This is a genomic window from Winogradskyella tangerina, from assembly GCF_003260205.1.
In the GTDB taxonomy this organism is placed as follows: domain Bacteria; phylum Bacteroidota; class Bacteroidia; order Flavobacteriales; family Flavobacteriaceae; genus Winogradskyella; species Winogradskyella tangerina.
In genome coordinates this window covers 88,394-113,651 of the sequence record NZ_QERF01000001.1, presented here as the reverse complement: position 1 = coordinate 113,651, position 25,258 = coordinate 88,394, and the positions used below count along the sequence as shown (strand labels likewise).

General features: G+C 36.5%; 27 protein-coding genes. 16 read left to right on the top strand and 11 right to left on the bottom strand.

What is annotated here, in order from left to right; genetic code table 11:
- Window positions 1-40: 40 nt before the first annotated feature.
- Window positions 41-1,291, bottom strand: coding sequence for a type IX secretion system plug protein (locus tag DDY94_RS00565; RefSeq protein ID WP_111682083.1), 1,251 nt, complete (start codon window positions 1,289-1,291; stop codon window positions 41-43).
- Between the two features lie 164 nt (window positions 1,292-1,455).
- Here DDY94_RS00565 and DDY94_RS00560 point away from each other — a divergent pair, with 164 nt between their 5' ends.
- From DDY94_RS00560 to nqrF, 6 genes are all read left to right on the top strand, one after another.
- On the top strand, window positions 1,456-2,805 hold the full coding sequence (locus DDY94_RS00560; RefSeq protein ID WP_111682082.1) for a Na(+)-translocating NADH-quinone reductase subunit A: 1,350 nt from the start codon (window positions 1,456-1,458) through the stop codon (window positions 2,803-2,805).
- The gene (locus DDY94_RS00555; protein WP_111682081.1) at window positions 2,805-4,082 is read left to right on the top strand and encodes an NADH:ubiquinone reductase (Na(+)-transporting) subunit B; all 1,278 of its coding nucleotides are present in this window, start codon (window positions 2,805-2,807) and stop codon (window positions 4,080-4,082) included. Before DDY94_RS00560 ends, DDY94_RS00555 begins: the two co-directional genes overlap by 1 nt.
- A gap of 2 nt (window positions 4,083-4,084) precedes the next feature.
- Window positions 4,085-4,879: a Na(+)-translocating NADH-quinone reductase subunit C gene (locus DDY94_RS00550; protein ID WP_111682080.1), complete on the top strand. Its 795-nt coding sequence runs from the start codon at window positions 4,085-4,087 to the stop codon at window positions 4,877-4,879.
- A gap of 3 nt (window positions 4,880-4,882) precedes the next feature.
- A complete protein-coding gene (locus DDY94_RS00545) occupies window positions 4,883-5,515 on the top strand; it encodes an NADH:ubiquinone reductase (Na(+)-transporting) subunit D (RefSeq protein ID WP_111682079.1) in 633 nt (210 codons plus the stop codon).
- A 72-nt stretch (window positions 5,516-5,587) separates the two neighbouring features.
- Window positions 5,588-6,325 carry an NADH:ubiquinone reductase (Na(+)-transporting) subunit E gene (gene nqrE / locus DDY94_RS00540; protein WP_111682078.1) on the top strand — a complete coding sequence of 246 codons (738 nt, stop codon included), beginning with the start codon at window positions 5,588-5,590 and terminating at the stop codon, window positions 6,323-6,325.
- A 12-nt stretch (window positions 6,326-6,337) separates the two neighbouring features.
- Window positions 6,338-7,648 carry an NADH:ubiquinone reductase (Na(+)-transporting) subunit F gene (gene nqrF / locus DDY94_RS00535; protein WP_111682494.1) on the top strand — a complete coding sequence of 437 codons (1,311 nt, stop codon included), beginning with the start codon at window positions 6,338-6,340 and terminating at the stop codon, window positions 7,646-7,648.
- Between the two features lie 80 nt (window positions 7,649-7,728).
- On the opposite strand, the gene DDY94_RS00530 is transcribed toward nqrF, so the two are convergent.
- Genes DDY94_RS00530 through DDY94_RS00520 form a run of 3 tightly spaced genes read right to left on the bottom strand, consistent with a single transcriptional unit; the run spans window position 7,729 to window position 10,029 of the window.
- Entirely contained in the window at window positions 7,729-8,172 is a 444-nt protein-coding gene (locus DDY94_RS00530) for a Na(+)-translocating NADH-quinone reductase subunit F (RefSeq protein ID WP_111682077.1), read from the bottom strand.
- Between the two features lie 45 nt (window positions 8,173-8,217).
- On the bottom strand, window positions 8,218-8,589 hold the full coding sequence (locus DDY94_RS00525; protein ID WP_111682076.1) for a cupin domain-containing protein: 372 nt from the start codon (window positions 8,587-8,589) through the stop codon (window positions 8,218-8,220).
- Window positions 8,590-8,592: 3 nt separating this feature from the next.
- Entirely contained in the window at window positions 8,593-10,029 is a 1,437-nt protein-coding gene (locus DDY94_RS00520; RefSeq protein WP_111682075.1) for an SLC13 family permease, read from the bottom strand.
- Between the two features lie 56 nt (window positions 10,030-10,085).
- On the opposite strand from DDY94_RS00520, the gene DDY94_RS00515 reads away from it, so the two are divergent.
- Genes DDY94_RS00515 through DDY94_RS00505 form a run of 3 tightly spaced genes read left to right on the top strand, consistent with a single transcriptional unit; the run spans window position 10,086 to window position 12,404 of the window.
- The gene (locus tag DDY94_RS00515) at window positions 10,086-10,949 is read left to right on the top strand and encodes a DUF4846 domain-containing protein (RefSeq protein ID WP_111682074.1); all 864 of its coding nucleotides are present in this window, start codon (window positions 10,086-10,088) and stop codon (window positions 10,947-10,949) included.
- Between the two features lie 51 nt (window positions 10,950-11,000).
- Window positions 11,001-11,378, top strand: coding sequence for a Na(+)-translocating NADH-quinone reductase subunit F (locus DDY94_RS00510; RefSeq protein WP_111682073.1), 378 nt, complete (start codon window positions 11,001-11,003; stop codon window positions 11,376-11,378).
- A 36-nt stretch (window positions 11,379-11,414) separates the two neighbouring features.
- A complete protein-coding gene (locus tag DDY94_RS00505; RefSeq protein WP_111682072.1) occupies window positions 11,415-12,404 on the top strand; it encodes an FAD:protein FMN transferase in 990 nt (329 codons plus the stop codon).
- A gap of 98 nt (window positions 12,405-12,502) precedes the next feature.
- On the opposite strand, the gene DDY94_RS00500 is transcribed toward DDY94_RS00505, so the two are convergent.
- The 3 genes from DDY94_RS00500 to map form a co-directional block, all read right to left on the bottom strand.
- Complete coding sequence (locus DDY94_RS00500; protein ID WP_111682071.1) at window positions 12,503-13,267, bottom strand: class I SAM-dependent methyltransferase; 765 nt, start codon at window positions 13,265-13,267, stop codon at window positions 12,503-12,505.
- An 89-nt stretch (window positions 13,268-13,356) separates the two neighbouring features.
- Window positions 13,357-13,680 (bottom strand): cupin domain-containing protein, encoded by a 324-nt coding sequence (locus DDY94_RS00495; protein WP_111682070.1) that lies wholly within the window; start codon window positions 13,678-13,680, stop codon window positions 13,357-13,359.
- Window positions 13,677-14,495: a type I methionyl aminopeptidase gene (gene map / locus DDY94_RS00490; RefSeq protein WP_111682069.1), complete on the bottom strand. Its 819-nt coding sequence runs from the start codon at window positions 14,493-14,495 to the stop codon at window positions 13,677-13,679. The genes DDY94_RS00495 and map overlap by 4 nt, the downstream gene beginning before the upstream one ends.
- A gap of 123 nt (window positions 14,496-14,618) precedes the next feature.
- On the opposite strand from map, the gene DDY94_RS00485 reads away from it, so the two are divergent.
- Window positions 14,619-15,884 carry an acetyl-CoA hydrolase/transferase family protein gene (locus DDY94_RS00485; RefSeq protein ID WP_111682068.1) on the top strand — a complete coding sequence of 422 codons (1,266 nt, stop codon included), beginning with the start codon at window positions 14,619-14,621 and terminating at the stop codon, window positions 15,882-15,884.
- Window positions 15,885-15,886: 2 nt separating this feature from the next.
- Here the strand turns inward: DDY94_RS00485 and DDY94_RS00480 are convergent, their stop codons facing one another.
- Together DDY94_RS00480 and gpmI are read right to left on the bottom strand one after the other, a co-directional pair.
- Entirely contained in the window at window positions 15,887-16,291 is a 405-nt protein-coding gene (locus DDY94_RS00480) for a BT0820 family HAD-type phosphatase (protein WP_111682067.1), read from the bottom strand.
- A gap of 42 nt (window positions 16,292-16,333) precedes the next feature.
- Complete coding sequence (gene gpmI / locus DDY94_RS00475; protein ID WP_111682066.1) at window positions 16,334-17,851, bottom strand: 2,3-bisphosphoglycerate-independent phosphoglycerate mutase; 1,518 nt, start codon at window positions 17,849-17,851, stop codon at window positions 16,334-16,336.
- A 260-nt stretch (window positions 17,852-18,111) separates the two neighbouring features.
- On the opposite strand from gpmI, the gene DDY94_RS00470 reads away from it, so the two are divergent.
- Window positions 18,112-18,510, top strand: a complete 399-nt coding sequence (locus DDY94_RS00470; RefSeq protein ID WP_111682065.1) for an ankyrin repeat domain-containing protein — start codon at window positions 18,112-18,114, stop codon at window positions 18,508-18,510.
- Between the two features lie 48 nt (window positions 18,511-18,558).
- Here DDY94_RS00470 and DDY94_RS00465 read toward each other — a convergent pair whose 3' ends face one another.
- Entirely contained in the window at window positions 18,559-19,332 is a 774-nt protein-coding gene (locus tag DDY94_RS00465; protein WP_111682064.1) for a M48 family metalloprotease, read from the bottom strand.
- A 115-nt stretch (window positions 19,333-19,447) separates the two neighbouring features.
- Here DDY94_RS00465 and DDY94_RS00460 point away from each other — a divergent pair, with 115 nt between their 5' ends.
- Window positions 19,448-19,873: a GNAT family N-acetyltransferase gene (locus tag DDY94_RS00460; protein ID WP_111682063.1), complete on the top strand. Its 426-nt coding sequence runs from the start codon at window positions 19,448-19,450 to the stop codon at window positions 19,871-19,873.
- Here the strand turns inward: DDY94_RS00460 and pepE are convergent.
- Window positions 19,870-20,577 carry a dipeptidase PepE gene (gene pepE / locus DDY94_RS00455; protein ID WP_111682062.1) on the bottom strand — a complete coding sequence of 236 codons (708 nt, stop codon included), beginning with the start codon at window positions 20,575-20,577 and terminating at the stop codon, window positions 19,870-19,872. The genes DDY94_RS00460 and pepE overlap by 4 nt on opposite strands.
- Window positions 20,578-20,722: 145 nt before the next feature.
- Between pepE and DDY94_RS00450 the strand changes: the two genes are divergently transcribed.
- The 4 genes from DDY94_RS00450 (at window position 20,723) to DDY94_RS00435 (ending at window position 25,235) form a co-directional block, all read left to right on the top strand.
- Window positions 20,723-21,538, top strand: a complete 816-nt coding sequence (locus tag DDY94_RS00450; RefSeq protein ID WP_111682061.1) for a carboxypeptidase-like regulatory domain-containing protein — start codon at window positions 20,723-20,725, stop codon at window positions 21,536-21,538.
- The gene (locus DDY94_RS00445; protein ID WP_111682060.1) at window positions 21,525-22,322 is read left to right on the top strand and encodes a carboxypeptidase-like regulatory domain-containing protein; all 798 of its coding nucleotides are present in this window, start codon (window positions 21,525-21,527) and stop codon (window positions 22,320-22,322) included. The genes DDY94_RS00450 and DDY94_RS00445 overlap by 14 nt, the downstream gene beginning before the upstream one ends.
- A gap of 108 nt (window positions 22,323-22,430) precedes the next feature.
- Window positions 22,431-22,874 (top strand): DUF6702 family protein, encoded by a 444-nt coding sequence (locus DDY94_RS00440; protein WP_232817789.1) that lies wholly within the window; start codon window positions 22,431-22,433, stop codon window positions 22,872-22,874.
- Window positions 22,875-22,937: 63 nt separating this feature from the next.
- Window positions 22,938-25,235, top strand: a complete 2,298-nt coding sequence (locus tag DDY94_RS00435) for a M1 family metallopeptidase (protein ID WP_111682058.1) — start codon at window positions 22,938-22,940, stop codon at window positions 25,233-25,235.
- The last annotated feature ends 23 nt before the right edge of the window (window positions 25,236-25,258 follow it).

The following is a 25,258-nucleotide window of genomic DNA, read 5'->3' as shown; positions in this document are numbered from 1 at the left end:
AACAAGAAAATTAGTCTAAATAAGTACAATTCCTTACAACTTAATTAGAAATATCTACTGAGGTGGTTTCACCATAACCGATTAATTTATCGAAACGAGCTCCAAGATCTCTATAATAAACTAAAGTTTTATAGTTATTTTCGGTTTGCCAGTAATTGCCACTAATGGCACCTTCATCTAATTCACCCGTTTCCTGATTGACAACTACATATTTGTAATTGTAGAACCCTTGTTTAAGTCGGAAACTGACTTCGTATTTCCCAGCTTCAGAATTATATTCCATTCGTGTTAAAGGCTCTAAAGCAAAGGCATTAAAATTACCATATACATATATGTCTTTTCCTTTCAATTCATTTTGAAAAAGTGAAAAATGAACCATAGTGTAATCTGCTTCAATATCAGTATCTAGTCTATCGGCAGCGGTGACTTGAAAGTTTCCATTTAAATCTGGGTTATAGGTGTAGGGTCTGCCTGTTCGAGCCCTATTGGGATACAGATAGCTTTGATAAATATCATCTAGATCTATAAATTGAACACCAATATTAGAGGTCCTCACATCCTTAGTTTCAAACCATAGGAATTCATTCCCGCCCCAAAAGGCAGATTCCGTATCATACCGATAAATAAGCTCATTGCCAAGCGTATATTGAGGTTTAAGATCTGAAATAGCTGTATTTAAATTATTATTCTGAATAATTAAGGTCTTAATAGTTTCAAGTGGATTATTAAAGTTGATACTATTTGTAGCCACTACGAGATCAACAGACTGAACCTCATCGATAAGAGTAACATCTCTCGAACGTTTAACGCGCACACCTACATTAACCAAATCTTCATAGATCATAAATTTTCTACTGAACATAAGCTCGTCGTATTCGTCATAAATGGAGATCATATAATTTCCACTTTTAAGAAGTCCTCTGGTTTGAATATTCGGAATTTGAAGCTTGTAGTGCGAATAGACCTGATACGTGTTAAATGAATTATAGTATTCTAGAATTCGTTGATTATCGAGTCCTCTTAAATATTCAGCTTTCACTAAAACTGAGGGCGTCCAATCAAAATTGAAATGCTCAATGACGTAATAAAAGTCTTCTTCATTAGCATTAAGGGCATCAAATTCCAGGATAAGTGGCTCACCTAATTTTAGAATCGGAAGCTGACCTTGGGTGGTATTACTTTTAAACGTAATCGTTTTTATAAAATCAGGTGGATTTACTTCAACGGCCTGAGCCATTGCTGTCATTGGTAATAACACAAGTAATAGTAAGCTGTAAAACGTCTTTTTCATTTGGAGTTGATAAAACATTGCTATAAATATAATCAAAATCCATGCCTTTGAATATTTAACTTATTTATAATGGCTATAAATAAAAAAGATGTGTCAAATTAAAAATTATTTGAGCATTAATTCTTAAATTTGCACGGATTTTTAGATAACTAATCTTTAAGTATATGTCAAAAGACATCAGAATTAAAAAAGGTTTAGACATAAAGTTGGTTGGCGAAGCCGAGAAAACTACAGAAAACGCCATTGTTAGCAACTTTTATTCTATAAGACCTGAAGATTTCCACAGTATAATTCCAAAACTTGTTGCAAAAGAAGGTACACGTGTTAAAGCAGGTGAGACGCTTTTTTACAATAAGGATAACGAAGCAATGAAATTTGTATCACCTGTATCTGGTGAAGTAACAGAGATTCAACGTGGACCAAGACGTCGTATAGACGCGATAAAAATTACTGCAGATAAGGAACAGTCGTTCGTTGATCACGGTAAATTTGATATGTCAGCAGATGCCGACAAAATTAAAGAACACTTGTTAGCATCAGGGTGCTGGGCGTTTATAAAACAACGTCCTTATGATGTGATAGCAAAAGCGGATAGTACACCAAAAGCTATCTTCATTTCTGGCTATGCAAGTGCACCTCTGGCGGCGGATCTCGATTTCACGCTTGCTGATAAGAAAGCAGAATTACAAGCCGCAGTTTCTGCCTTAGCTAAACTAACAGAAGGCAATGTTCATATTTCAGTAGGTAGTACTGATTCACCATTAGCAAATTTGAATGATGCCATTACTCATAAAGTTTCTGGTCCGCATCCTTCAGGGAATGTAGGAACATTGATTAATAAAGTAGACCCAATTAATAAAGGAGAAATCGTTTGGACAGTCAATGCCCAGGACCTTGTAATTATTGGTGAGCTCTTATTAACTGGTAAATTTAATGCTGAGCGCATCATCGCATTCGCTGGTTCTTCAGTGAAAAAACCAAGATATTTTAAGACGAAGATTGGTTCTGAAGTGGCCACTATGATTTACGATAATGGTGTTGAAAAGGATGGAAACGATCGCATCATTTCAGGAAACGTTTTATCTGGAAAGCAAATAGCTCCAGACGGAAATTTAGATTATTACAGCAATGTGATTACTGTAATTCCTGAAGGTGATGATTATGAATTCTTCGGTTGGAACAAACCAATATTTAATAAGGTTTCAACTTCCAGAGCATTTACGTTCTCTTGGTTAAATCCAAAGAAAAAATATGATCTCAACACAAACACAAACGGAGAACACCGTGCGTTTGTAGTGACTGGAAGCTACGAGGAAGTATTTCCATTAGATATTTATCCAATGCAAATCTTAAAAGCTTGTATGTATAAGGATCTTGATGAAATGGAAGCCTTAGGTATGTATGAAGTTGCACCTGAAGATTTTGCTTTGACAGAATTTATTTGTGTGTCTAAACAGCCACATCAAAAAATAATTAGAGAAGGATTAGATTTAATGCTTAAAGAGATAGGATAATGGGTTTAAAACAAAACTTACACAATTTTAAAGTAAAAAATAAGGATAAAAAGTGGCTCCCAGGATTTAATGCCCTTTTTACCTTTTTGTACACACCAAATGAAACAACTCACGGTGGAACTCATATTAAAGCAGCCGACGATCTAAAGCGTACCATGAATACAGTAATCTTGGCATTGGTACCGTGTTTGATCTTTGGGATGTTCAATGCGGGTTATCAACACTATGTTGCACAAGGTTTAATTGATTCTGCTGATGGATTTTTAGGAGCATCATTCTGGACATGGGATAACCTAGTCATCGGACTTTGGAAGGTTTTACCTTTAGTAGTTGTGTCTTATGGTGTAGGATTGGCCGTAGAATTTGTATTTGCTATTATAAAAGGTCACGAAGTTGAAGAAGGATACTTAGTAACAGGAATGTTGGTTCCTTTAATTGTACCAGTTGATATTCCTTTATGGATGTTAGCCGTAGCAGTTATCTTCGGAGTTGTGATCGGTAAAGAAGTTTTTGGTGGTACAGGAATGAATATTCTAAATCCAGCATTGACAATTCGTGCCTTCTTATTCTTCGCATATCCGACATGGATGTCTGGTGATAAAGTTTGGGTTCACGGAGCGGTTGAACGCGATGCAGCCATAGCAGCCGGTGAAAACTTAGATGCTTTCTCAGGTGAGACGCTTCTTGGATATTACGCTAAATCAGGACAAGAACTAACCGTAGCAGGTACAGATACAGTAACTACTTATGGTGACCGTGCAGCCGACTTATATTCTTATGCAGATATGTTCTGGGGAATTATTCCAGGGTCTGTAGGAGAGACCTCAAAATTCTTAATCATCATTGGTGCATTATTCCTCATCTTCACTAAAATCGGAAGCTGGAGAATTATGCTAAGTACAGTTATTGGTGCCTTGGTAATGGGATTAATATTTAACGGTGTTGTTGATGCAGGATGGATAGGCGAATCGAGCAAATTCTATGGCTTAATGAGCGTTCCTTTCTGGCAACATTTAATAATTGGAAGTATACTGTTTGGTGCTGTATATATGGCAACAGATCCGGTTACGGCATCACAAACAAATAAAGGAAAGTGGATTTACGGTTTCCTTATTGGTTTCATATCAATTATGATCCGTGTATTCAACCCAGCATATCCAGAAGGTGTATTCTTAGCTATTCTTCTAATGAATGTATTTGCACCAACTATTGACCACTACGTGGTACAAGGAAATGTGAAGAAAAGAATGAAACGTTTAAAAGCTAAAGTTGCATAGCGATGGAAAACAGAACAGATAAAAATTCATACACTGTAATTTTTGCCATAGGTATGGTGATCGTTGTAGGTGCTTTATTGGCCTACTTAGCATCATCATTAAAACCTAAGATTACAGAAAATCAAAGGTTAGAAAAACAGCAAAATATCCTTTATGCAATGGGCATAAATGAAAATGATGAAACAAGTGCTGTTTTCATTTCTACAGATAAAGCACCTGAAGCTTTCGATCAGAATGTAGCAGATCAAATTGTGATTACAATTGATGCTGATGGTAAGGTTATTAAAACGCAGTCTAGAGACGAGTATTTTGAAGAAACAAATCAGGAGCCGTACCTGATCGATGTAAAAAAGCAACAAGCAAATGCTAAGGATGGTAAGGAACGTAAATTACCTTTATTCGTCGGAAAAAATTCGGATGGGAAAACGGTTTACGTAGCGCCAATACGTGGTAAAGGTTTATGGGATGCTATCTGGGGTTATGTGGCTTTAGATGAAAATATGGTAGTTCAAGGAGCGTATTTCGACCACAAAGGTGAAACTCCAGGTTTAGGTGCAAATATCAAGCAGCGTTATTTTATGGACGATTTTATTGGTGAGCATCTATTATCTAAAAATGGAGAGTTTAAGGGTATTACAGTTGCTAAAGGTAATGCCGATCCAAAGAATAACGACAAGACTGATAATGAGGTAGATGCTATTGCAGGTGCAACAATTACTGGCGATGGTGTTACAGCGATGATCAAAAAAGATTTGAAATTGTACTTACCTTACTTTAATTCATTAAAAGGAAAATAAGCTATGGCAAAAGATAGTAGACTAATTTTAGACCCGCTAACTGACAATAACCCAATTACCATTCAGGTATTAGGTATTTGTTCTGCATTAGCAATTACTGCCGAACTCGAGGCCTCGATCGTAATGTCAATATCTGTATTATTCGTAATGGGTGTTGGTAATGTTGTGATCTCATTAATGCGAAATATTATTCCTTCAAAAATTAGAATTATTGCTCAGCTTATCGTTGTTGCAACGCTTGTAATTATCGTGGATTTAGTTTTGAAGGCATTTGCATATGAATTAAGTAAAACACTCTCAGTATTCGTTGGTTTGATTATTACAAACTGTATTATCATGGGACGTTTTGAAGCCTTTGCACTTGGTAATGGACCTTGGAGATCATTCCTAGACGGAATTGGTAATGCCTTAGGATACGGTATTATACTTGTTATCGTTGGATTCTTCAGAGAGTTATTAGGTTCTGGTACCTTATTAGGAATTCCTGTATTAGGAGATCCTATTGAAAAAACCGGACTTTACGCATACGGCTACGAAAACAATGGATTTATGCTATTATCACCAATGGCATTGATCGTTGTAGGTATCATTATCTGGGTACAGAGAACAAGGAATAAAGCATTAATCGAAGACTAAAATTAGTAAGCAGTTGGCAGTCACAGTAAAATAATACTTAAGACTGACCACTGAATACTGAATACTAAAAATATGGAACACGTAGAATTATTTTTTAAATCGATATTTATAGATAACATGGTATTTGCCACATTCTTAGGAATGTGTTCTTACCTGGCAGTATCTAAAAAAGTTTCAACAGCTGTTGGTCTTGGTGCCGCTGTAATTTTCGTATTAGCAATTACAGTTCCACTGAACTGGTTGCTAGATCAATACATATTACAACCTGGTGCTTTATCATGGTTAGGTGCAGAATATGCAAGTTACGATCTTAGTTTCTTGTCTTTTATTATGTTCATCGCAACCATTGCAACAATGGTACAGTTGGTAGAGATTGTAGTTGAGAAGTTCTCACCATCCTTATATAACTCCTTAGGTATCTTCTTACCATTGATCGCAGTAAACTGTGCGATCTTAGGTGGATCATTATTTATGCAATCTAGAGAAATTGCGACTTTAGGTCTTGCTTTAAATTACGGTATCGGATCAGGAATTGGATGGTTCTTAGCGATCTTAGCAATTGCTGCAATACGTGAAAAAATAAGATATAGCAGTGTGCCTCCTGCATTAAGAGGTCTCGGAATTACATTCATCATTACTGGGCTTATGGCCATCGGATTTATGAGTTTTGGTGGAATGTTAACAGGTGGTGACGAAGGTGCAAAGAAAGAAGAGAAAGCTGCGTCTATCGAAGTTATTGAAGAAGAAATTAATAAAGAAGAAGCTACAACTAAGTCTGACTTAGAACTAGCTCAAAACACAAATAAGTAATTGATGAGCATGATGATATTAGCCGCAAATACGATCGGAACTATAGTAGCTACTGTGGGTGCCTTTTTATTGGTAACCTTATTGTTAGTTGCATTGTTATTATTTGTAAAACAAAAATTATCACCTTCTGGTCCAGTTAAGATCAAGATCAACGGTGAAAAAGAAATCGAAGTAGCCTCTGGTGGTACATTACTTTCAACCTTAGGTGGAAACAAGATCTTCTTACCATCTGCTTGTGGTGGAGGTGGAACTTGTATTCAGTGTGAATGCCACGTACTTTCAGGTGGTGGTGAAGCACTTCCAACGGAAACGCCTCACTTTTCAAGAAAAGAATTACAACATGGAGCACGTTTAGCTTGCCAGGTTAAGGTGAAGCAAGACATGGAAATTACCATTCCTGAAGAAGTATTCGGAATTAAGAAATGGGAAGCAACTGTTGTGCGTAACTATAACGTAGCATCATTTATTAAGGAGTTTGTTGTTGAAATTCCTGAAGAGATGAATTATAAGGCTGGTGGATATATTCAAATTGAAATCCCACCTTGCGAAATTAAGTACGAAGATATTGACATTACTGCCCATCCAGAAGAGCATGATACTCCAGATAAGTTTCAGGCGGAATGGGATAAGTTTGGTTTATGGCCATTAGTAATGAAAAACAATGAAACTGTTGAGCGTGCCTATTCTATGGCTTCTTACCCAGCAGAAGGGCGCGAAATTATGTTGAATGTACGTATCGCTACGCCGCCATGGGACAGAGCTAAAAACCAATGGATGGCTGTAAATCCTGGTGTCGCATCATCTTATATTTTCGCTCAGAAACCAGGTGATAAAGTAACCATCTCAGGACCTTACGGTGAATTCTTTATTAATGAGTCTGAAAGTGAAATGCTTTACGTTGGTGGTGGTGCAGGTATGGCGCCAATGCGTTCACACTTATATCACTTATTTAAAACCATCAAAACTGGTCGTAAAGTAACCTATTGGTATGGTGGACGTTCAAAACGTGAGTTGTTCTACATTGAGCACTTCAGAGAATTAGAAAAAGACTTCCCTAACTTCAAATTCTATATGGCACTTTCTGAGCCATTAGAAGAAGATAACTGGAAAGTGAAAACAGATATCAATGATGAAGCAGGAGATGGGTTTGTAGGTTTCATTCACAACTGTGTGATCGACAACTATCTGAATCATCATGAGGCACCAGAAGATATAGAATTATACTTCTGTGGACCACCATTAATGAACCAAGCTGTTCAGAAAATGGGAGAAGATTTCGGAATCCCAGATGAGCATATCAGATTTGATGACTTCGGTGGCTAGTCGCTAAGAGGTTTATCAAAAAATGAAATAAAAAAGCCAGTTTTAAATGAACTGGCTTTTTCAGTTTATAGGGTAAATTTTTAATCTTGAATTGCGAGTTGTTTCACTTCGTAATTGAACAGATTTGAACAATCCATTACATTATCTCGTTGGTCTAATCGGCATAAAGTTGCAACAACTTCACTAAGACCATTGAATAAGATGTCTTTATCTTTAATAAAGTCTGGTTTATGGCAGAAATGATTTCCCAATCGATAACCACAACCTTTCAAGAATGAGGCTTCAATTTGAAGGAGTTCAAGCGGTGTATAACCGTTAAATCGTCTTCCTAAATTTTGATGCACTAATCCAACATAATTCAGCTTAACAGAACCGTGCATGTCGGTTAGGTGTTTCCAGCTATCTTTTTGATCTAGAATATTTCCAACGGCACACTGTGTGCAGTCTTCCGGATTTAAGGTATTGTTGTGAAATGCAGTGTACAATTTACTTACAGCAGCATCAAATCTATTTGAAGTATTCATTTGTAACTCTTTTTCTTTTTCAATTATGAAGATAAGAAAAAAGTATCATTTATGCTCAATAATTAAAAATACAGCAGTCGTCTCGCCAATGTTTACAGCTTCATGCACAATCTCTTCATCATTGGTAAAACTAAAGCCTGTTGGTATTTCAACCTCTCTAGAACCAGAACTATCTGTAATTCTAAATTTACCACCAGAAAGGGCATAACCAAAGTGTGGACTATGATAATGTTTTTCATGCCCAACGTTAGGTGGGAATGTGCATCGCAACACACGTACATTATCATTATCTTCAATGAGTTCGCATACCTTTTCGCCTTTCCAGCCGGCTTCTAAAGGGTCTGGTAGTGATTTGGTTTCTTCACAACTAAAACATAATAACAGGCCTGTAAGAATAAAGATTCTAAAGTAGTTCATAGGCTAAAAGATCAATGGTATAACAAACTGAAACATCAAGATGAGCAATCCAACCGAGATCAAGTTCAAAATAATTCCAACTCTAGCCATTTGATGTACTTTCACGTAACCACTTGCAAAGACAATCGCGTTTGGTGGTGTGGCCATTGGTAGCATAAATGCACAGCTACTTGCCATGGTTACAGGTATTAATAAATATAAGATTGGTAATTCCAAGCCAATAGCAATACCTGCAACAACGGGTGCCAAAACAGCTGTTAAAGCTACATTACTCATTAATTCAGTCATAAACAGCATCAGAACAATTAATAGTGAAGCTGTAAGTAGAATGCTAATATTACTACTAGCTATAGCGTTTGCAACGATATCTACAATTCCTGTGGCAGACATACCTTTTGCGAGTGCCAAACCACCACCAAAGAGAATAAGAATGCCCCAGGCTAACTTTTTTGTATCGCTCCAATGTAGTATGAAATCGCCTTTCTTAAGGTTGTGCGGTATGGCAAATAAAGCAATAGCACCTAAGACGCTGATCATGGTATCATCTATTGCTAAATCTGGAAGGAGTTTATTGATCAACGTCCTGAAAATCCAAAGCGAAACAATTACTGCAAAGGTATATAGCACTTGTTTTTCCTTGGGTGAAATTTTACCTAATTGTTTCAGTTCTTCGTTAATTACCGACTTTGAAGCATCGAAAACCAATCCTTTATTTGGAAATAACTTAATAAGAATAAAATAGATAATCGTAATCAATACAGCCGAAAACGGAAGTCCCATCACTAACCAATTAAGAAAGGTGACCTCGATCTGGTATTCGTTTTCAAGAAGACCAATCAAAACCGAGTTTGGTGGTGTACCAATAATAGTGGCAATACCACCTGCATTTGCAGAGAAGGCAATGCCCAACATTACGCTAAGCGCAAAGTTTCGGTCTTTTTTTGTAAATCCGTCTTCGTCATTAATCAATAGATGAATTACCGAAAGTGCAATGGGTAACATCACAACTGTACTGGCAGTATTACTGATCCACATGCTCATAAAAGCCGTTGCTAGCATAAAACCAAGAATAACCTTATTTGGTGTTGTACCAGTGAGTTTAATAATGCTCAAGGCAATGCGCTTATGCAGGTTTACTTTTTCTAAGGCAAGTGCTAAAACAAACCCTCCAAAAAATAAAAATACGATCGGACTCCCATAATTTGCCCCAACCTCGGCCATAGGCATAACCTTAAAAAGTGGAAAGATGAGTAAGGGTAATAATGATGTCACCGAAATGGAAACTGCTTCTGTGATCCACCAAATGATCATCCAAATTGCTGTAGCAATAACGGTATCTGCATTTTTTGAAATAAGCTCAAATGAAAATAATTGAAGACCAATAAATAACAATGGGCCTAAGAACAGACCAATACGTTTAGAAAGCGGATAATTCTTCATTGAAAGTAAAAATAAAAATTTAATACGAAACTTGTTATAAAAGACGTTCTGTACCTATGAAGAGATTATTACTTATTGTGGTTATCGTAGCGATCGTGCTTTTAGCCTTTCAGTTAAAACCTGTTGAAAAAACAGTAAATAAGGTGATTGCCTATGTGGAAACACCTAGTTTAATTAATAAAGATAGTCTAACTATTCGCACTCGAGTTAAGGTGCCTGAAGGGTATACGCGAGTTGCTTATCCGAAAGGTAGTTTTGAAGAATACTTGAGAAATTATAAACTCAAACCCTTTGGAAGTAAAATCATTAACTACGATGATTCTGAATATTTCTGGCAAGGCGGACATATTGGAATTTTAGATATTCCTGTGCCCAAGAACGGACTGCAACAATGCGCAGATGCACTTATTAGAGTTCGGAGTGAATACCTTTGGGACAATAACAGGAAAGATGAGATCGGTTTTAATTTTACCTCAGGACATTATTGTTCATGGAAATCTTACGCTCAAGGTTATCGCCCAAAAATAAATGGCAGTAAAGTGAGCTTTCATAAGACCGCCACCGAGGATCATTCGAAAACCAATTTCTATAAGTTTCTATACCTAATTTATACCTATTCAGGGACATTATCGCTGTATCATGAGCTAGACGCTGTAAAAGCAAAAGATCTAAAAATAGGAGATATGCTTATTAAAGGTGGTTCGCCAGGGCATATTGTTATGCTTTGCGACGAAGTGATTAATGCTGATGGAGATAAGTTGTTTTTATTGTTTCAAGGAAATACCCCAGCACAGAGTGTTCATTTGGTTAAAAACCTCGAAGATAATATTCATACACCTTGGTATTATTTAGAAGATGATGCGGTAATTTCCGTCTCTAATTACACCTTCGGAAATTCAAAATTTGTTCGATTTAAGTAAGCATCTTCGTATCTTTGCTAAAACAAATTTTACCGCTTTCGCGGGAATAGTATGAGCAAAGCTTTAAGTCCACAAGAATTACATAACCTGGCCATGAATCACGTCGGTAAAGATCTCGAAGCACGTGGTTTTGAATTTATTGCAGTAAATAGCAAATTGAAACGCCATCCACAATTTGTCTGCATTGATAAAAACAATCAATATTTTTTTGTGGTGGTTAGAGCAGTACTGCTTCCTGAAAACCCGAATAATTATGATGTGGTTTGGATGGAAACCTTCAAGAAGCACGCTTATGAAAAAGATGCCAAGGTTTTGTATGCTGGTGTAGGACTAGGAAATCCCAATGGTGAAGATCTACCAGTTTATTTGAATGAAGAATATCTTATTGAATACAATGGTATTCAAGTCATAGAAATGAATCTGAATTAATTCAAACCAAATTCAGTCGAAATTAAATTTTATAACATGAAAAAATTCACGTTTTTAGTCGTCATTGCAATCCTCAGTTTGTCTTGCAAGGAAGATAAAAAGCAAGTTGAATTGATTAAACTTTCCGGACCAGTATTCGGTACAGGTTTTAATATTCAATATTCAGATAATGAAGGGACTAATTATATTAATCAAATCGACAGCTTATTTGCCGTGGTTAATCAGTCTTTGTCGACGTACATTCCAGATTCAGATATTTCAAAAGTAAATAGAAATGAAGATGTTATTTTAGATGAACATTTTGAGCGTGTGCTAGCTTCTTCAAAAGATATTTATAGAGCAACAGAGGGCGTTTTTGACCCTACAATTGGCAATGTGGTAAATGCCTGGAATTTCGGAGCAGAAAACAATAAATTTCTAACCGATAGTACCACAATAGATAGCCTTATGCAATTTGTTGGATTAAATCGAATTGGTTTGGTGGCACGTAGAATTGTGAAACCCAAAACCAGTTATATAGAGTTTAATGCCATTGCGAAAGGTTACGGTGTTGATGTGATAGCTGAATTCTTAGAATCTAAAAATGTAGATCATTATTTGGTTGAAATAGGCGGAGAGATTCGTGTGAAAGGCAAAAATATCGAAAAAGATTCTCCTTGGAAGGTAGGTTTAGACGAACCACGTTTTGATGGCGAGCAGTCAGTTTTTAGAGCTTTAGCCCTAAAAGATGAAGCCATGGCAACCTCAGGTACTTATCGTAAGTTTAAAACCGATGAAAACGGAAACCGATATGCTCATATTATCAATACCAAAACGGGGTATCCAACAAAAACCAATGTTTTAAGTGTTTCTGTTATTGCAGAAGATTGTATGACCGCAGATGCCTATGCTACTGCTTTTCAGGCGATGGGCATTGAAAAAGTGAAAACATTTTTAGAAACCCGACCAGAATTAAAAGCCTATTTTATTTATGAAAATGAGAACAAGGAACTCAACACCTTAAGCCTCAATAACTTTCCTGAATAAAATGTGACCAATTCAAAAGTGCTGTGTCTTATAGATACTATTAACAACAATTAATATCCCTTAAGCTGCACTTTTGTTCGTTTTTTGTGCAGCTTTTTTTATTTTCTCACCAAAGGAATTATTTCACCTTTCGCTAATCGATACTTATCAATGGTTTCTTTTGAAAGTTGTTTGGTATAATCAATTTCTTCAACCTGAAATCCAATTGAACGCAGTTTATCAAAATAATCGCGACCATATATTCTAACATGATCGTATTGCCCAAATATTTTAGCACGTTCTGCTTTATCGGTAATGCTATCATCTTCAAAGGTAACCTCGCGACCTAAATCTTGTGGGATCTGGAAAATGCCCCAACCACCAGGTTTCATAACTCGATAGAGTTCTTGCATAGCTTTCGTATCGTCTGGAATATGTTCTAAAACATGATTACAGAAAATGACATCGTAACTGTTGTCTTCAAACGGTAAATTACAAATGTCGGCTTTCACATCGGCGATAGGTGAAAGTAAATCTGTAGTAGTATAGTTTAAGTTTTTGAGCTTTCTGAAGCGCTTCAAAAAACATTGCTCCGGTGCAAAATGTAGGACCTTAATTGATTTTGAAAAGAATTCAGTCTCATTAGTGAGATATAACCAAAATAGGCGATGGCGCTCGAGTGAAAGCGTCGACGGAGAAAGTACATTTGGACGTTGTTTACCGTAACCATAAGGTAAAAAAGTTCTAAATCCTTTACCATCAATTGGGTCCGTATAGGTGTTTCCTCTTAAGATAAAAGCCAGAATAGGTCTAATAACATAGCTGAGCCTTATTAATAAGGGTCTCGGAATAAGATTTAGAAAAAATTTAAATATTCTTGACATGTTTTTTAGTGCCTGTTCGTGTAATTCGTGTCAATATATGATTATTAAAATTTTATAGCTTAGTTGAACTATAGGCGTTGAAGAATTACTTACAAATAATCTTCTCGTACGGGCGTGAAAATATCTAGGATCTTACATGCTGTGATGGCCTTACCACTATGAGGAACATTTGATGGAATAACTAAAACCGAACCCGGTTTATGAACTTTGGTTACACCGTCAATAGTCATTTGAAATTCGCCTTCAAGAATTTGTGAGACCTGTTCATGAATGTGATTGTGCATAGGTAATTCGGCATTCGGCTCCACTACCCAAAAAGCTAAAGTCATAGAATCTGTATGAAGAAATCTGGCCTTATACCCTTTGACGATTTCCCTAGGCTCAATATCTAGAATGCGTTGGTCAACTGTCATAGTACCAAGGCATTTTGTCTGAACTCGTCTTCTTCGTCTGAAGTTATTCCAAGTGCTTCATGTACATATCCAAAAGTTGAGAGAATTTCTGGTTTCCCATCAACAATAGCAACATCGTGTTCAAAATGTACACTTGGTTTTCCGTCTTGGGTGACGATTGTCCAACCGTCTTTTAGTTGTTTCACTTTATGAGTACCCATATTGATCATAGGCTCAATAGCTACAACCATGCCTTCAATGAATTTTTTACCTCGACCGCGTCTACCGTAATTAGGCATCTCTGGATCTTCGTGCATCTTCCTACCTATACCATGACCAACTAACTCTCTCACTACGCCGTAACCTTCGGCTTCGCAATATTGTTGTATGGCATAACCTACATCACCAACGCGATTTCCAATGCGCAGTTGACGAATGCCTGCATAAAGTGATTCTTTAGTAATTCTGATGAGTTTTTTAGTAGCTTCATCAACATTACCAATTTCAAACGTATAGGCATGGTCTCCATAAAAGCCATTCATTAGTGCTCCGCAGTCTATGGAAACTATATCTCCATCTTCTAGCGGTCTGTCAGTAGGTAACCCATGAACTACGGCTTCGTTCACACTACAAAGCAGAGTTGAAGGGCAATCATACAACCCTTTAAAACCTGGTAAGGCACCATGATCTCTTATAAATTCTTCGGCTAAGGTATCTAAATGGTTAGTAGTTACGCCTTCTTTAACTTCACGAGCTAACATGCCCAAAGTCTTAGATACAATAAGCGCACTTTGGCGCATTAATTCAATTTCTTCACTGGTTTTTACAATAATCATGGCGATGTGAATTGAGCCACAAATATAGCTATTTATAACGATTAATTAATTTTGGAAAACATGATAAAAGACAGTTTTTTTCTACCTTATGAGTCTTAAGTTTGTCCAATAAAAAATTAGAAGATGTACACACCTGTAAGTGCCGAAGAAGCTTTAAAAATTGTAAGATCAAACGATAAAATTTATATACAAGCTGCTGCTGCAGCTCCTACTGTTTTAATTAATGCATTGGCAGAGCGACATGAAGAACTGAGAAATGTTGAGATATGCCAGCTACACACTGAAGGGCCAGCTCCGTATGCCAATCCAGAGTATGCTAAAAGTTTTCATGTCAACTCCTTTTTTATTGGGCGGAATGTAAGACATACCTTAAAAGCGGGCAACGGATCTTACACACCAGTGTTTTTAAGTGAAGTTCCTTTATTATTTAAGCGAAATATTGTTGATGTAAACGTGGCACTTATTCATGTATCTGTTCCCGATCAACATGGTTATTGTTCCTTAGGAGTTTCTGTGGAAGCCACCTTAGCTGCAATAGACAATGCCGACCATGTTATTGCTCAGGTAAATAAGCAAATGCCTAGAACATTTGGAGATGGTATAATCCATGTGACTGAAATAGATGCTTTTGTTGAGGTAGATGAACCATTGCCAGCCTTTCCGGTTACTCAACCCACTGATGTTGAAATAAAAATTGGTGATTATGTTGCCGAACTCATTGAAGATAGAAGTACACTTCAAATGGGAATTGGAAGCATTCCAAACGCTGTTTTATCACGTCTACACAATCATAAGGATTTAGGATTACATACCGAAATGTTTTCAGATGGTGTAATTGATCTTATCCTCAAGGACGTGATCAATGGAAATTATAAAGGAGTTAATCCAGGTCGCGCTTTAGCTACATTTTTAATGGGTTCACAGCGTTTATATGATTATGTCGATGACAATCCCTTTGTTGAAATGCGTTCATCAGATTATGTAAATGATGTTTCTGTCATTAAGATGAACCCTAGAATGGTAGCCATAAATTCTGCCGTTGAAGTAGATGTAACTGGGCAGGTTTGTGCGGATTCCATTGGTTCAAAGATGTATTCTGGAGTTGGTGGTCAAATGGACTTTATTAGAGGTGCATCTTTGAGTGAAGGAGGTAAGGCCATCATTGCATTACCGTCTGTAACAAAACATGGTATTAGTAGGATTGTACCAACACTTAAACCAGGAGCAGGTGTTGTAACTACAAGAGCACATGTTCATTATGTGGTAACCGAATATGGTGTAGCAAATTTATATGGTAAAACAATTCAGGAACGTGTTAAAGCCTTAGTAGAAATAGCGCATCCAGATCATAGAGAAACTATTGATAAGGCGTATTTTGAATTAATGTAGTCTTATTTGAACCAGCCGAATATTCCTTTTTTAGGAGGTTTAATATTCGGTTTTTCATTAGTAATTAATTGATAGATCTCTCCCCAACCGAGAATTCCACCGATATTACGATCGTCTATAAAAAGGTCTGCATGAATCTTGCGGCTTCTACTGTAATCGAATTTCTCTTCAGGAAAACTGGCATTAACGGCGTAAAAGTCAATTCCGTTGACTTTACAAAAATCGACAGCCTCTTGCAATTTGGTGCCACTGCGGTAGGTCCACAAGATGAGTCTATGTCCATCTTGCTGTAAACGTTTTAAGGTTTCGAAAGCAAAAATTCGGGTCTTTCCAATTTTTGGATAAGCATCTTCAACGATGGTGCCATCAAAATCAACTGCAATTATTAATCTATCCTGAAAATTCATGCTTCAATTTAATTGAAATGCAAAGTTACAACAATGCATTGGTTAAACAAGGCTATTTTGGGTCATGGCTTCGGGTTGCTCAATGCCAATTAATTTCAAAATTGTAGGAGCGAGATCGCCTAATATTCCGTCATTAATTGAAGTTAGTTCCTTATCGATCAAAATAATCGGTACTGGATTCGTGGTATGAGCAGTATGAGGTGTGCCATCTGGGTTAATCATAGTTTCGCAATTACCATGATCTGCTATTAACAATGTGGTATAATTATTTTCCAAAGCTGTATTAACAACATCTTTCACACATTCATCAACAGCTTCGCAGGCTTTTATGGCAGCTTCCATAACACCAGTATGACCAACCATATCACCGTTGGCAAAATTAAGACACACAAAATCAGCTTCGCCTTTTTGCAATTCAGGAATTAAAGCATCACGCAGTTCATAAGCACTCATTTCTGGCTTGAGGTCGTAAGTGGCAACCTTTGGCGAATTTCTCAGTATTCTTTTTTCACCTTTGAAAGGTTCCTCACGACCACCAGAAAAGAAAAAGGTAACATGAGGATATTTTTCGGTTTCAGCAATTCTTATCTGCTGTCGATTATGTTTTTCTAAAACTTCACCAAGAGTTTCGGTGAGATTATCTTTATTGAAAATAACGTTGATTCCTTTGAAATTATCATCATAATTAGTCATGGTTACGTAATGCAAATTCAGTTTATGCATATTATATTCATGAAAATCTTCTTGCGATAATGCCTGTGTTAATTGTCGACCACGGTCCGTTCTAAAATTGAAAAAGATAACCACATCATCCTCTTCAATTTTGGCCACAGGTTGCTCTTCATTATCCACTACAACCAAAGGTTTTATAAATTCGTCGGTAACATTCTCTTCGTAACTCTGCTGAATAGATTTCAAGATATTAGTTGTAGTAGTTCCTTGTCCAGAAACTACAGCATCATAAGCCAGTTTTACACGTTCCCAACGTTTATCTCTGTCCATGGCATAATAACGACCCGTTACGGTTGCGAGCTGACCAACGCTTTGTGCTAAGTGCTCTTCAAGTTCAGTAATGAAACCATATCCAGATTTGGGATCTACATCTCTTCCATCCGTAAATGCATGTACAAAGACATCATTAAGTCCATAATCTTTTGCTGCATCTAATAATCCAAACAAGTGATTGATATGAGAATGTACACCACCATCACTTACCAAACCTAATAAATGAACTTTTTTGTTGTGCTCCTTAGCATATTTAAAAGCATCTAAAAGTACCTGTTCTTGTTGCAATGTTTTATTCTGAACAGCTAGATTGATCTTCACCAAATCCTGATAAACTATGCGACCAGCACCAAGATTCATATGACCTACTTCGCTATTTCCCATTTGACCTTCGGGTAAACCAACATGAAGACCATCAGTTCTTAAGCTTGCATTAGGGTATTTTGTATAAAGCGCATCTATATAAGGTGTGTTAGCATGGTCTATGGCAGAAACTTTCGGATCAGGTGATTTTCCCCATCCATCTAAGATCATTAAGATAACTTTCTTATTCATTTTTTGGAATTTAGAAATTCAAATATAAGCTTTAGTAGACTACAACATATTTGTAAATCAAAAATTTTGAGAGTTAATTAAAAATTAACCTTTTGAACTCATAATGTTAGGCAATAAAATCAATTTGTGATAGCCTTAACATATTTGTTTTCAAAACGTTAAATGTATGTTATTTCAATTTTTGGAGTGTAACAAATTGTAATTATTGTCGTCTCTTAGATATAATCAAAAAACAAAATCAATTAAAAAAACCATTCATCATGAAAAAAACACTAGTAGTTTTAGCCTTAGCATTGGGCTTTTCAATCAGTAATCTAAATGCAACAAACGACATTACAACTTCTGAAAATTTAGACAAAGTATCTATTGAGCGTGTAGAAGTTAGCCCACTTTGTAAAGCAGTAGCAACAGGAAATGTTGAAGCTGTTAAGAATTTAATTAAGCAAGGTGCTGATGTAAACGCTAAATCTAATGGAATGAGCCCTATCCATTATGCTGCAAAGTATAACAGAGTTGAACTTATTAAAGTATTAATTACAGCTGGCGCTGATGTTCACAAATATTGTGACTTAGGCTACACCGCATTAAACCATGCGGAAAAGTCTAATGCAAAGGAAGCGGCACAGTTTTTGAAACGCTTTAAAAGAAAGACTGTCTAATTAAGACAATTATTTGAGTTAGTTAATTGTAAAAAGCATCCTTTTAGTCTAGGATGCTTTTTTATTTCTATACCTTTTGATGGCTTCTCTAATCTTTTCTATACGATTTTCGGGGTCGGGGTGTGTGCTTTGAAATTCAGGAACACGATTAGGACCAGCGGCGGCTTTTAATATTTTCATCACACCAATCATTTCCTCTGGGTTGTAACCAGCATCCATCATAAATTTTACGCCCAGTTCATCACTTTCCAATTCATCACCTCTTCCATTTTTTAGGAGTTGACCTTGCCCGTATTGTTGGGCCACACTTCCCATATCTATGGCAGAACTACCCATTGCAATAACCTTCCAGAAATTAGCATTTGTAATCCGTTCATTAGAGTGTTTACCAAGCACGTGACCAATTTCATGACCTAAAACTCCAGCGAGTTGATCCTGATTTTCAAGTTTTGATAACAAGGCGTAGGTAATAAATATCTGTCCACCAGGTAGGGCAAAGGCATTAATAGTACGTTCGTCTGCGAGCAAATGAAATTCATATTTATAAGGCGTGTTTTTCGCTATGCTGCTATTCACAAGTTTTTTACCGACATCATCCACAAGAGCTTGAAGTTTGTTGTCTGGATGAAGACCCCCATGCTGTTGCGCCATACCAGGAGCACTTTGCAAGCCAATAGCTATTTCTTGTTCAGGTGAAAGTGAGATGGCTTGTTTTTTTCCGGTATAAGGATTAACCTCTTCTTGGCTGCACTTTCTAATAAATGCAAAAGCAATAACCGCTACAGCAATTAATAACCTTACTTTTAAATTACCTCTTCTCATAATGATTTGCTTAGTCTGTTAAATGTACAAAAGTTTGACACAGTTTTAATTGAAAAGTCATCAGTTTTGCAGCCAAAACTTTAATAATTTATTTTTACACAAATAATTTTTCAGAATGAGTTATCAATTCAAAATACAGCCAGGTACTAATTTAGATGCTATTATTCCATTAGTTTATGAATTGAATGAGGGGCGAATTCCTGAAAGCGATCTTAGGGAACGTTTTGATGAAATGGCTCACCAAAATTACGAGTGTGCGGTTATACTTTATGATGATGAATATATTGGTGTTACAGGATTGTGGTATTGCACACGGCATTATATCGGAAAGTCGGTAGAGTTAGATCATGTTTACATTAAACCATCACATAGAAACAAAGGTTTAGGTAAACAGTTTATGGAGTGGATTCAAAACTATGTTTCCGAGAAAGGCTATCAGTCGATGGAACTCAATACCTATGTACAAAATTATCCTTCCCATAAATTTTATTACAATGAAGGATTTGAAATTTTGGGTTACCACTTTTTAAAAAAGCTCTAATTCAAATTTGAAAGATCAGTATTTGGAGCTATCTCGTAAGGCGCCTTACCATATTCGAATATTCTAGCATGCAAACTACCTCTTAGAGTGAGTTGATCATCCTTCACCTCAATCCAACTTCCTTCGCGTAAACCTACAACGGGCTGTGTGTTATAAGCATGAAATTCTTTAATTCGAGTTTCACGAGTTTCACCCATATGCGTGCTTTTTGAATCAGGATCTAAATAATGTGGATTTATATTAAATGGTACCAATCCTAGAGTTTTGAAGCTTGACGGATAAACAATCGGCATATCGTTGGTGGTGTTCATGGTAAGTCCGCAGATATTGCTACCGGCACTGGTTCCCAAGTAAGGAATACCGCTATTTACGGCTTCTTTTATGGCGATTAAGACATCGTTTTTATACAACTGATTCACTAATACAAAAGTGTTTCCGCCACCAGTAAAAATTCCTTTTGCATTCTGTATGGCTGCCTTCGGATCGTCGAATTCATGAATGCCTTTAACGGACTTTCCAATTTTATGGAACGCCTTTGCGACATTCGCCGTGTAAACATCATGAGTTATGCCACCTGGTCTGGCGTAGGGAATAAAAAGAATCTCATCGGTAGAGCCAAAATGAGTTTTTAGCTCGTCTAAAAGATAGTCTAATGGACCACTACCATGAACTGTTGAAGTGCTAGCAATAAGTATTGATTTCATTTTTCAAATCGAATTGATATCGTAAAAGTAAGATTATATGACTTAAAAGTTAAGGAATAGCTTTAACTATTTAACAAAGATTTATCAGCGAATTCTTATGAGAAATGAAGAATAACAACGACATTTATAGTACGATAAAACCAACATGAAACATATATTACTCATATTTTGCTGCCTTATTGGCATTTATACTTACGGACAAGAGGTTGAACGCGTTACCGTTAACGGTCGGATAGTGGTTTCGAGCGAAGATAAGGAAGGCGTAACAGTCTATAATACATCTTCAAACAAGGGTACGGTTACTGACGAAAATGGTGAATTTGAGATCAACGTTGCCTTAAATGATATTGTAGAATTTGGCGCACTTCAGTTCAAAGATTTTCAGATCACCATAACCGAAGATATTCTTAAATCTAAAAAGCTTACGGTCATCCTCGTGGAAGAAGTAAATAAACTAGATGAGGTGGTTTTATTACCCTTTGGATTAACAGGGAACATTAATGCCGATCTCGAAAATGTAAGAACCTATAATGTTAGCTTGGATGATGTGTATTTTGGATTGGATCACATTGAAGATTTTGAGTTTTCAGCCGATTTTAAAACAAAGGCTGAGAATGTGGCCTTTAACGAAAATAATCCACGGGTGGATAATATGCTAAATATTGTGAACTTAGCCGGATTTATTGTAAGTCAGGTGGTTGATATGGATAAAGAAAAGAAGACTGAAGAAGAAATAGCCATCGACCGCACGCCATTTAAAGAGGCCCTAGACAAGTATAGTGTCAATTACATACATACTAATTTTGAAATTCCACTCGAACAAGTCGGAGCATTTATCGATTATGTAGAACAAGAAGGTGTTGACCCAAAATTGTTGGAGAAGGACAAAGAATTAGAATTTTTAGAGCGCATTACCCAACTGAGCAAATCCTTTTTAAAAACTCAGCGTGAAGACGATTAAACAATTTTTTGGTCTTATTGCGCTGCTTTCTGTTATATCATTACATGCTCAGCGTAAAGAAATAAAAGGTCAGCTTGAAGCAGATGATGATGTAGAAGGCATACACATTCTGAATAAATCTGCGGCAAAATTTGCCATTTCAAATACCGATGGAAGTTTTACTATTCTGGCCAAAGCTTCAGACACACTACAAATTTCAAGTCTTAAATATGAAAACAAAGAGTTGGTTATTACTCAGGAAAATGAAAATAGTGGCACACTTACAGTGCCATTGGTAGAGAAGGTAACCTCTCTAAATAAAGTTTTAGTAGGAAGTACATTAACAGGAAGTTTACAATCTGATCTTGAGAACTCTAAAGCCAAAACAGATATTAATTTCTATGATTTAGGAATTCCTGGAAATACAAAGAAACCATTAACCCAAAATGAACGTAAACTCTACGATGCCGATGCCGGACCAATGGGCTATGTTGGATTAGGATTTGGACTAAATTTTCATAAGTTATTAAATAAAATTAGCGGCAGAACAAAAAAACTAAAAGCTATCGTAGAATTAGATGATCGTGATAGATGTATTACACGGCTTCGGAGTAACTACGAATCCATAATTTTTGAGAATGATAGTTTGGCTGCTAATCTTCGAAATGAATATTTTTTGTTTTCAATGGAAGACGAGAACTTTCTAAATTTGTGCAAGGAAAATAACGAAATTAAGCTATTAGAATATTTACAGGAAAAGCTAATCGCCTACAGAAAGAATAGAGAAGAGGCTGATAATGATTAATTTTGGAACACTTTTTGGAATTGTAAATGAAATTGAATTAAAATAATGAAACGAATATCCCTTATTCTAATCTTCTGTTTTAGTCTTATTTTGATATCGGGCAAAAAAATGCACGACTACTACGTAAGCGTAACTGTAATTGAATATTCTGAAAAACATAAATCGCTTCAAATCATTAGCCAAATATTTATTGATGATTTTGAAAAAGTGCTACGCGAGCGTTACGACGAGTCCCTAACACTTGCTGAAGATGACGAGCCTAAGATCGTCGATTCTTATATGAGAAAGTACCTTGCCAAAAAGTTGAAACTAAAAGTGAATGGCGAAGATGTATCCTTCAATTTTATTGGTAAAGAATACATAGACGACATCACTTACTGCTATCTCGAAGTTGAGAATATTTCAGAAGTAAAAACCCTTGAAGTTACCAATCAGACCTTATTCGATGTAATTTCAGAACAACAGAATATCGTTAGAATGAAAATGTTCGGTAAAAACAGAAGTTTTTTACTTTTTCCAGACAATGATAATTGCATGTTAAACTTTAACTAAAAATATGTTAAAGCCATATAAATTGGCTATTTTCGACATCATTTAAAAAAATTACTATTTCAGATGAAAACCTTAAAGTATTTCCTTTTTTCATTTTTGTTTATTTCTGCGGCAAGTTTTGCTCAGAATGAAATAAAGCCAGAGCGCAAACCTGGGCACACAAATCAGAACAAATTCAAGCAATTATACGACGAATTTGCAACCCCAAACATGTTCAGAACTGGTTCTGGAGCTCCTGGTCCTGCTTACTATCAGCAACAAGCAGATTACAAAATGGACATCGAAATCGATGATGTAAACGCAAGATTATATGGCGATGAAACCATTACTTACACCAATAATTCTCCAGATGTGTTGACCTACCTTTGGGTTCAGCTCGATCAAAACATGAGAGCTAAGGATTCTAAAAGTCCATTAATCAATGGTTCTGGTATTGGTCCGGCTACAACAGCAGGAAGAGCCGCACGATCTTACTTAAAAGAGCGATTTGATGGTGGATTTAACATAGAGCATGTAAAAGATATTAATGGAGATGACCTAGAGCATACAATCCATCGTACGATGATGCGTATCGAATTGCCTGAGCCAATGAAAACAGGTGATAAATTTTCATTCCAAATTAAATGGTGGTACAACATTAACGACCACGTAAAAGATGGAGGGCGTTCAGGATATGAATATTTCGAGGAAAACGATAATAGAATCTATGTCATGGCACAGTTCTATCCACGTATGGCAGTGTATAATGATGTGGAAGGATGGCAAAACTCTCAGTTCTGGGGGCGCGATGAATTCGCATTACCATTCGGTAATTTTGATGTAAATATAACAGTACCTGCAGATCACATTCTAGATGGTACAGGATATTTAGTGAACCGTGAAGAGGTTTACACAAAAGAAATGATGAAGCGTTACAATCAGGCTAAGAAATCTTACGATAAGCCAGTAATCATTGTAACAGAAGCTGAAGCTAGAAAGACTGAAAAGTCAAAAAGCACTAAAAAGAAAACTTGGAAATTATCTGCACAGATGGTTCGTGATTTCGGATTTGCAACATCACGTAAATTCATCTGGGATATGATGGCTGTAAAAATTGGAGATAGAGATGTTATGGCTGTTTCAATGTATTCTAAAGAAGGAAATCCACTTTGGGAGCAATGGTCTACAAAAGCTGTTGCAAGTACGTTAAAGTCGTACTCTCGTATGACCTTCGATTATCCTTACCACAAGGCTATTTCAGTTCATGCACCAATGGGGATGGAATATCCAATGATATGCTACAATTTCGGTCGTCCTGATGAAAACGGCAACTATTCAGATCGTACTAAATTTGGAATGATCAGTGTAATTATACATGAAGTTGGTCATAATTTCTTCCCAATGATCGTAAATAGTGATGAGCGTCAATGGACATGGATGGACGAAGGATTAAACACTTTCGTACAGTATGTTGCAGAGCAAGATTTTGGTGAGTGGTATCCAAGTGCACTATCTGAGGGAATGGATAAGTATCCATCGCGTCGTGGACCTGCTAAGAACATTGTAAGATATATGGGTGGAGATCAAGATTATATTGCACCTATTATGACTAAAGGTCTTAATACTTATCAATTTGGAAGCAATGCATATAGTAAGCCAGCAACGGGATTAAATATCCTTAGAGAAACCGTAATGGGTCGCGATCTTTTTGATTATTCTTTCAGAGAATATGCAAATCGCTGGATGTTCAAACATCCAACTCCTGAAGATTTCTTCCGTACCATGGAAGATGCCTCAGCGGTAGATCTAGACTGGTTCTGGAGAGGTTGGTTTTACACAACAGACTACACGGATATAGGTATTAAAGAAGTGAAAAAGTTTGCAGTGACTAATAATCCTAATGCAGAAGGAAAGCAGTTAGCTGAGCGTTATAATATCGATCCTAATTCATTAGTGTACTTTGTTGGTGAAGGTGAAGAAGGTTATGATGAGGCTTTAAACAATGGTTTGGCTATGGAAGACATGCCAACGGTTAAAGAATATATCATGGATAACTTCTCACCAGAGCAGCAAAAAGCCATGAAAAAATCACCGAAATATTTCTACCAGGTAACTTTTGATAAGCCAGGTGGTTTAGTGATGCCATTGATCGTTGAATATGAGTACGATGATGGTACAAAAGAAAAAATCACTTATCCTGCACAGATCTGGAGATTGAACGACAAAGAAGTGAGCAGAGCGATTGCTAGTGATAAAGCGATTGTAGCTATTACTGTCGATCCTGATTTAGAAACTGCTGATGTAGATACAACGAATAATTCTTGGCCAAGAGAGGTTGAAGAAAGTGATTTTGATAAGTTCAAAAATAAAGTAAAGGACTAACCGAGATAATATTAAATTATAAG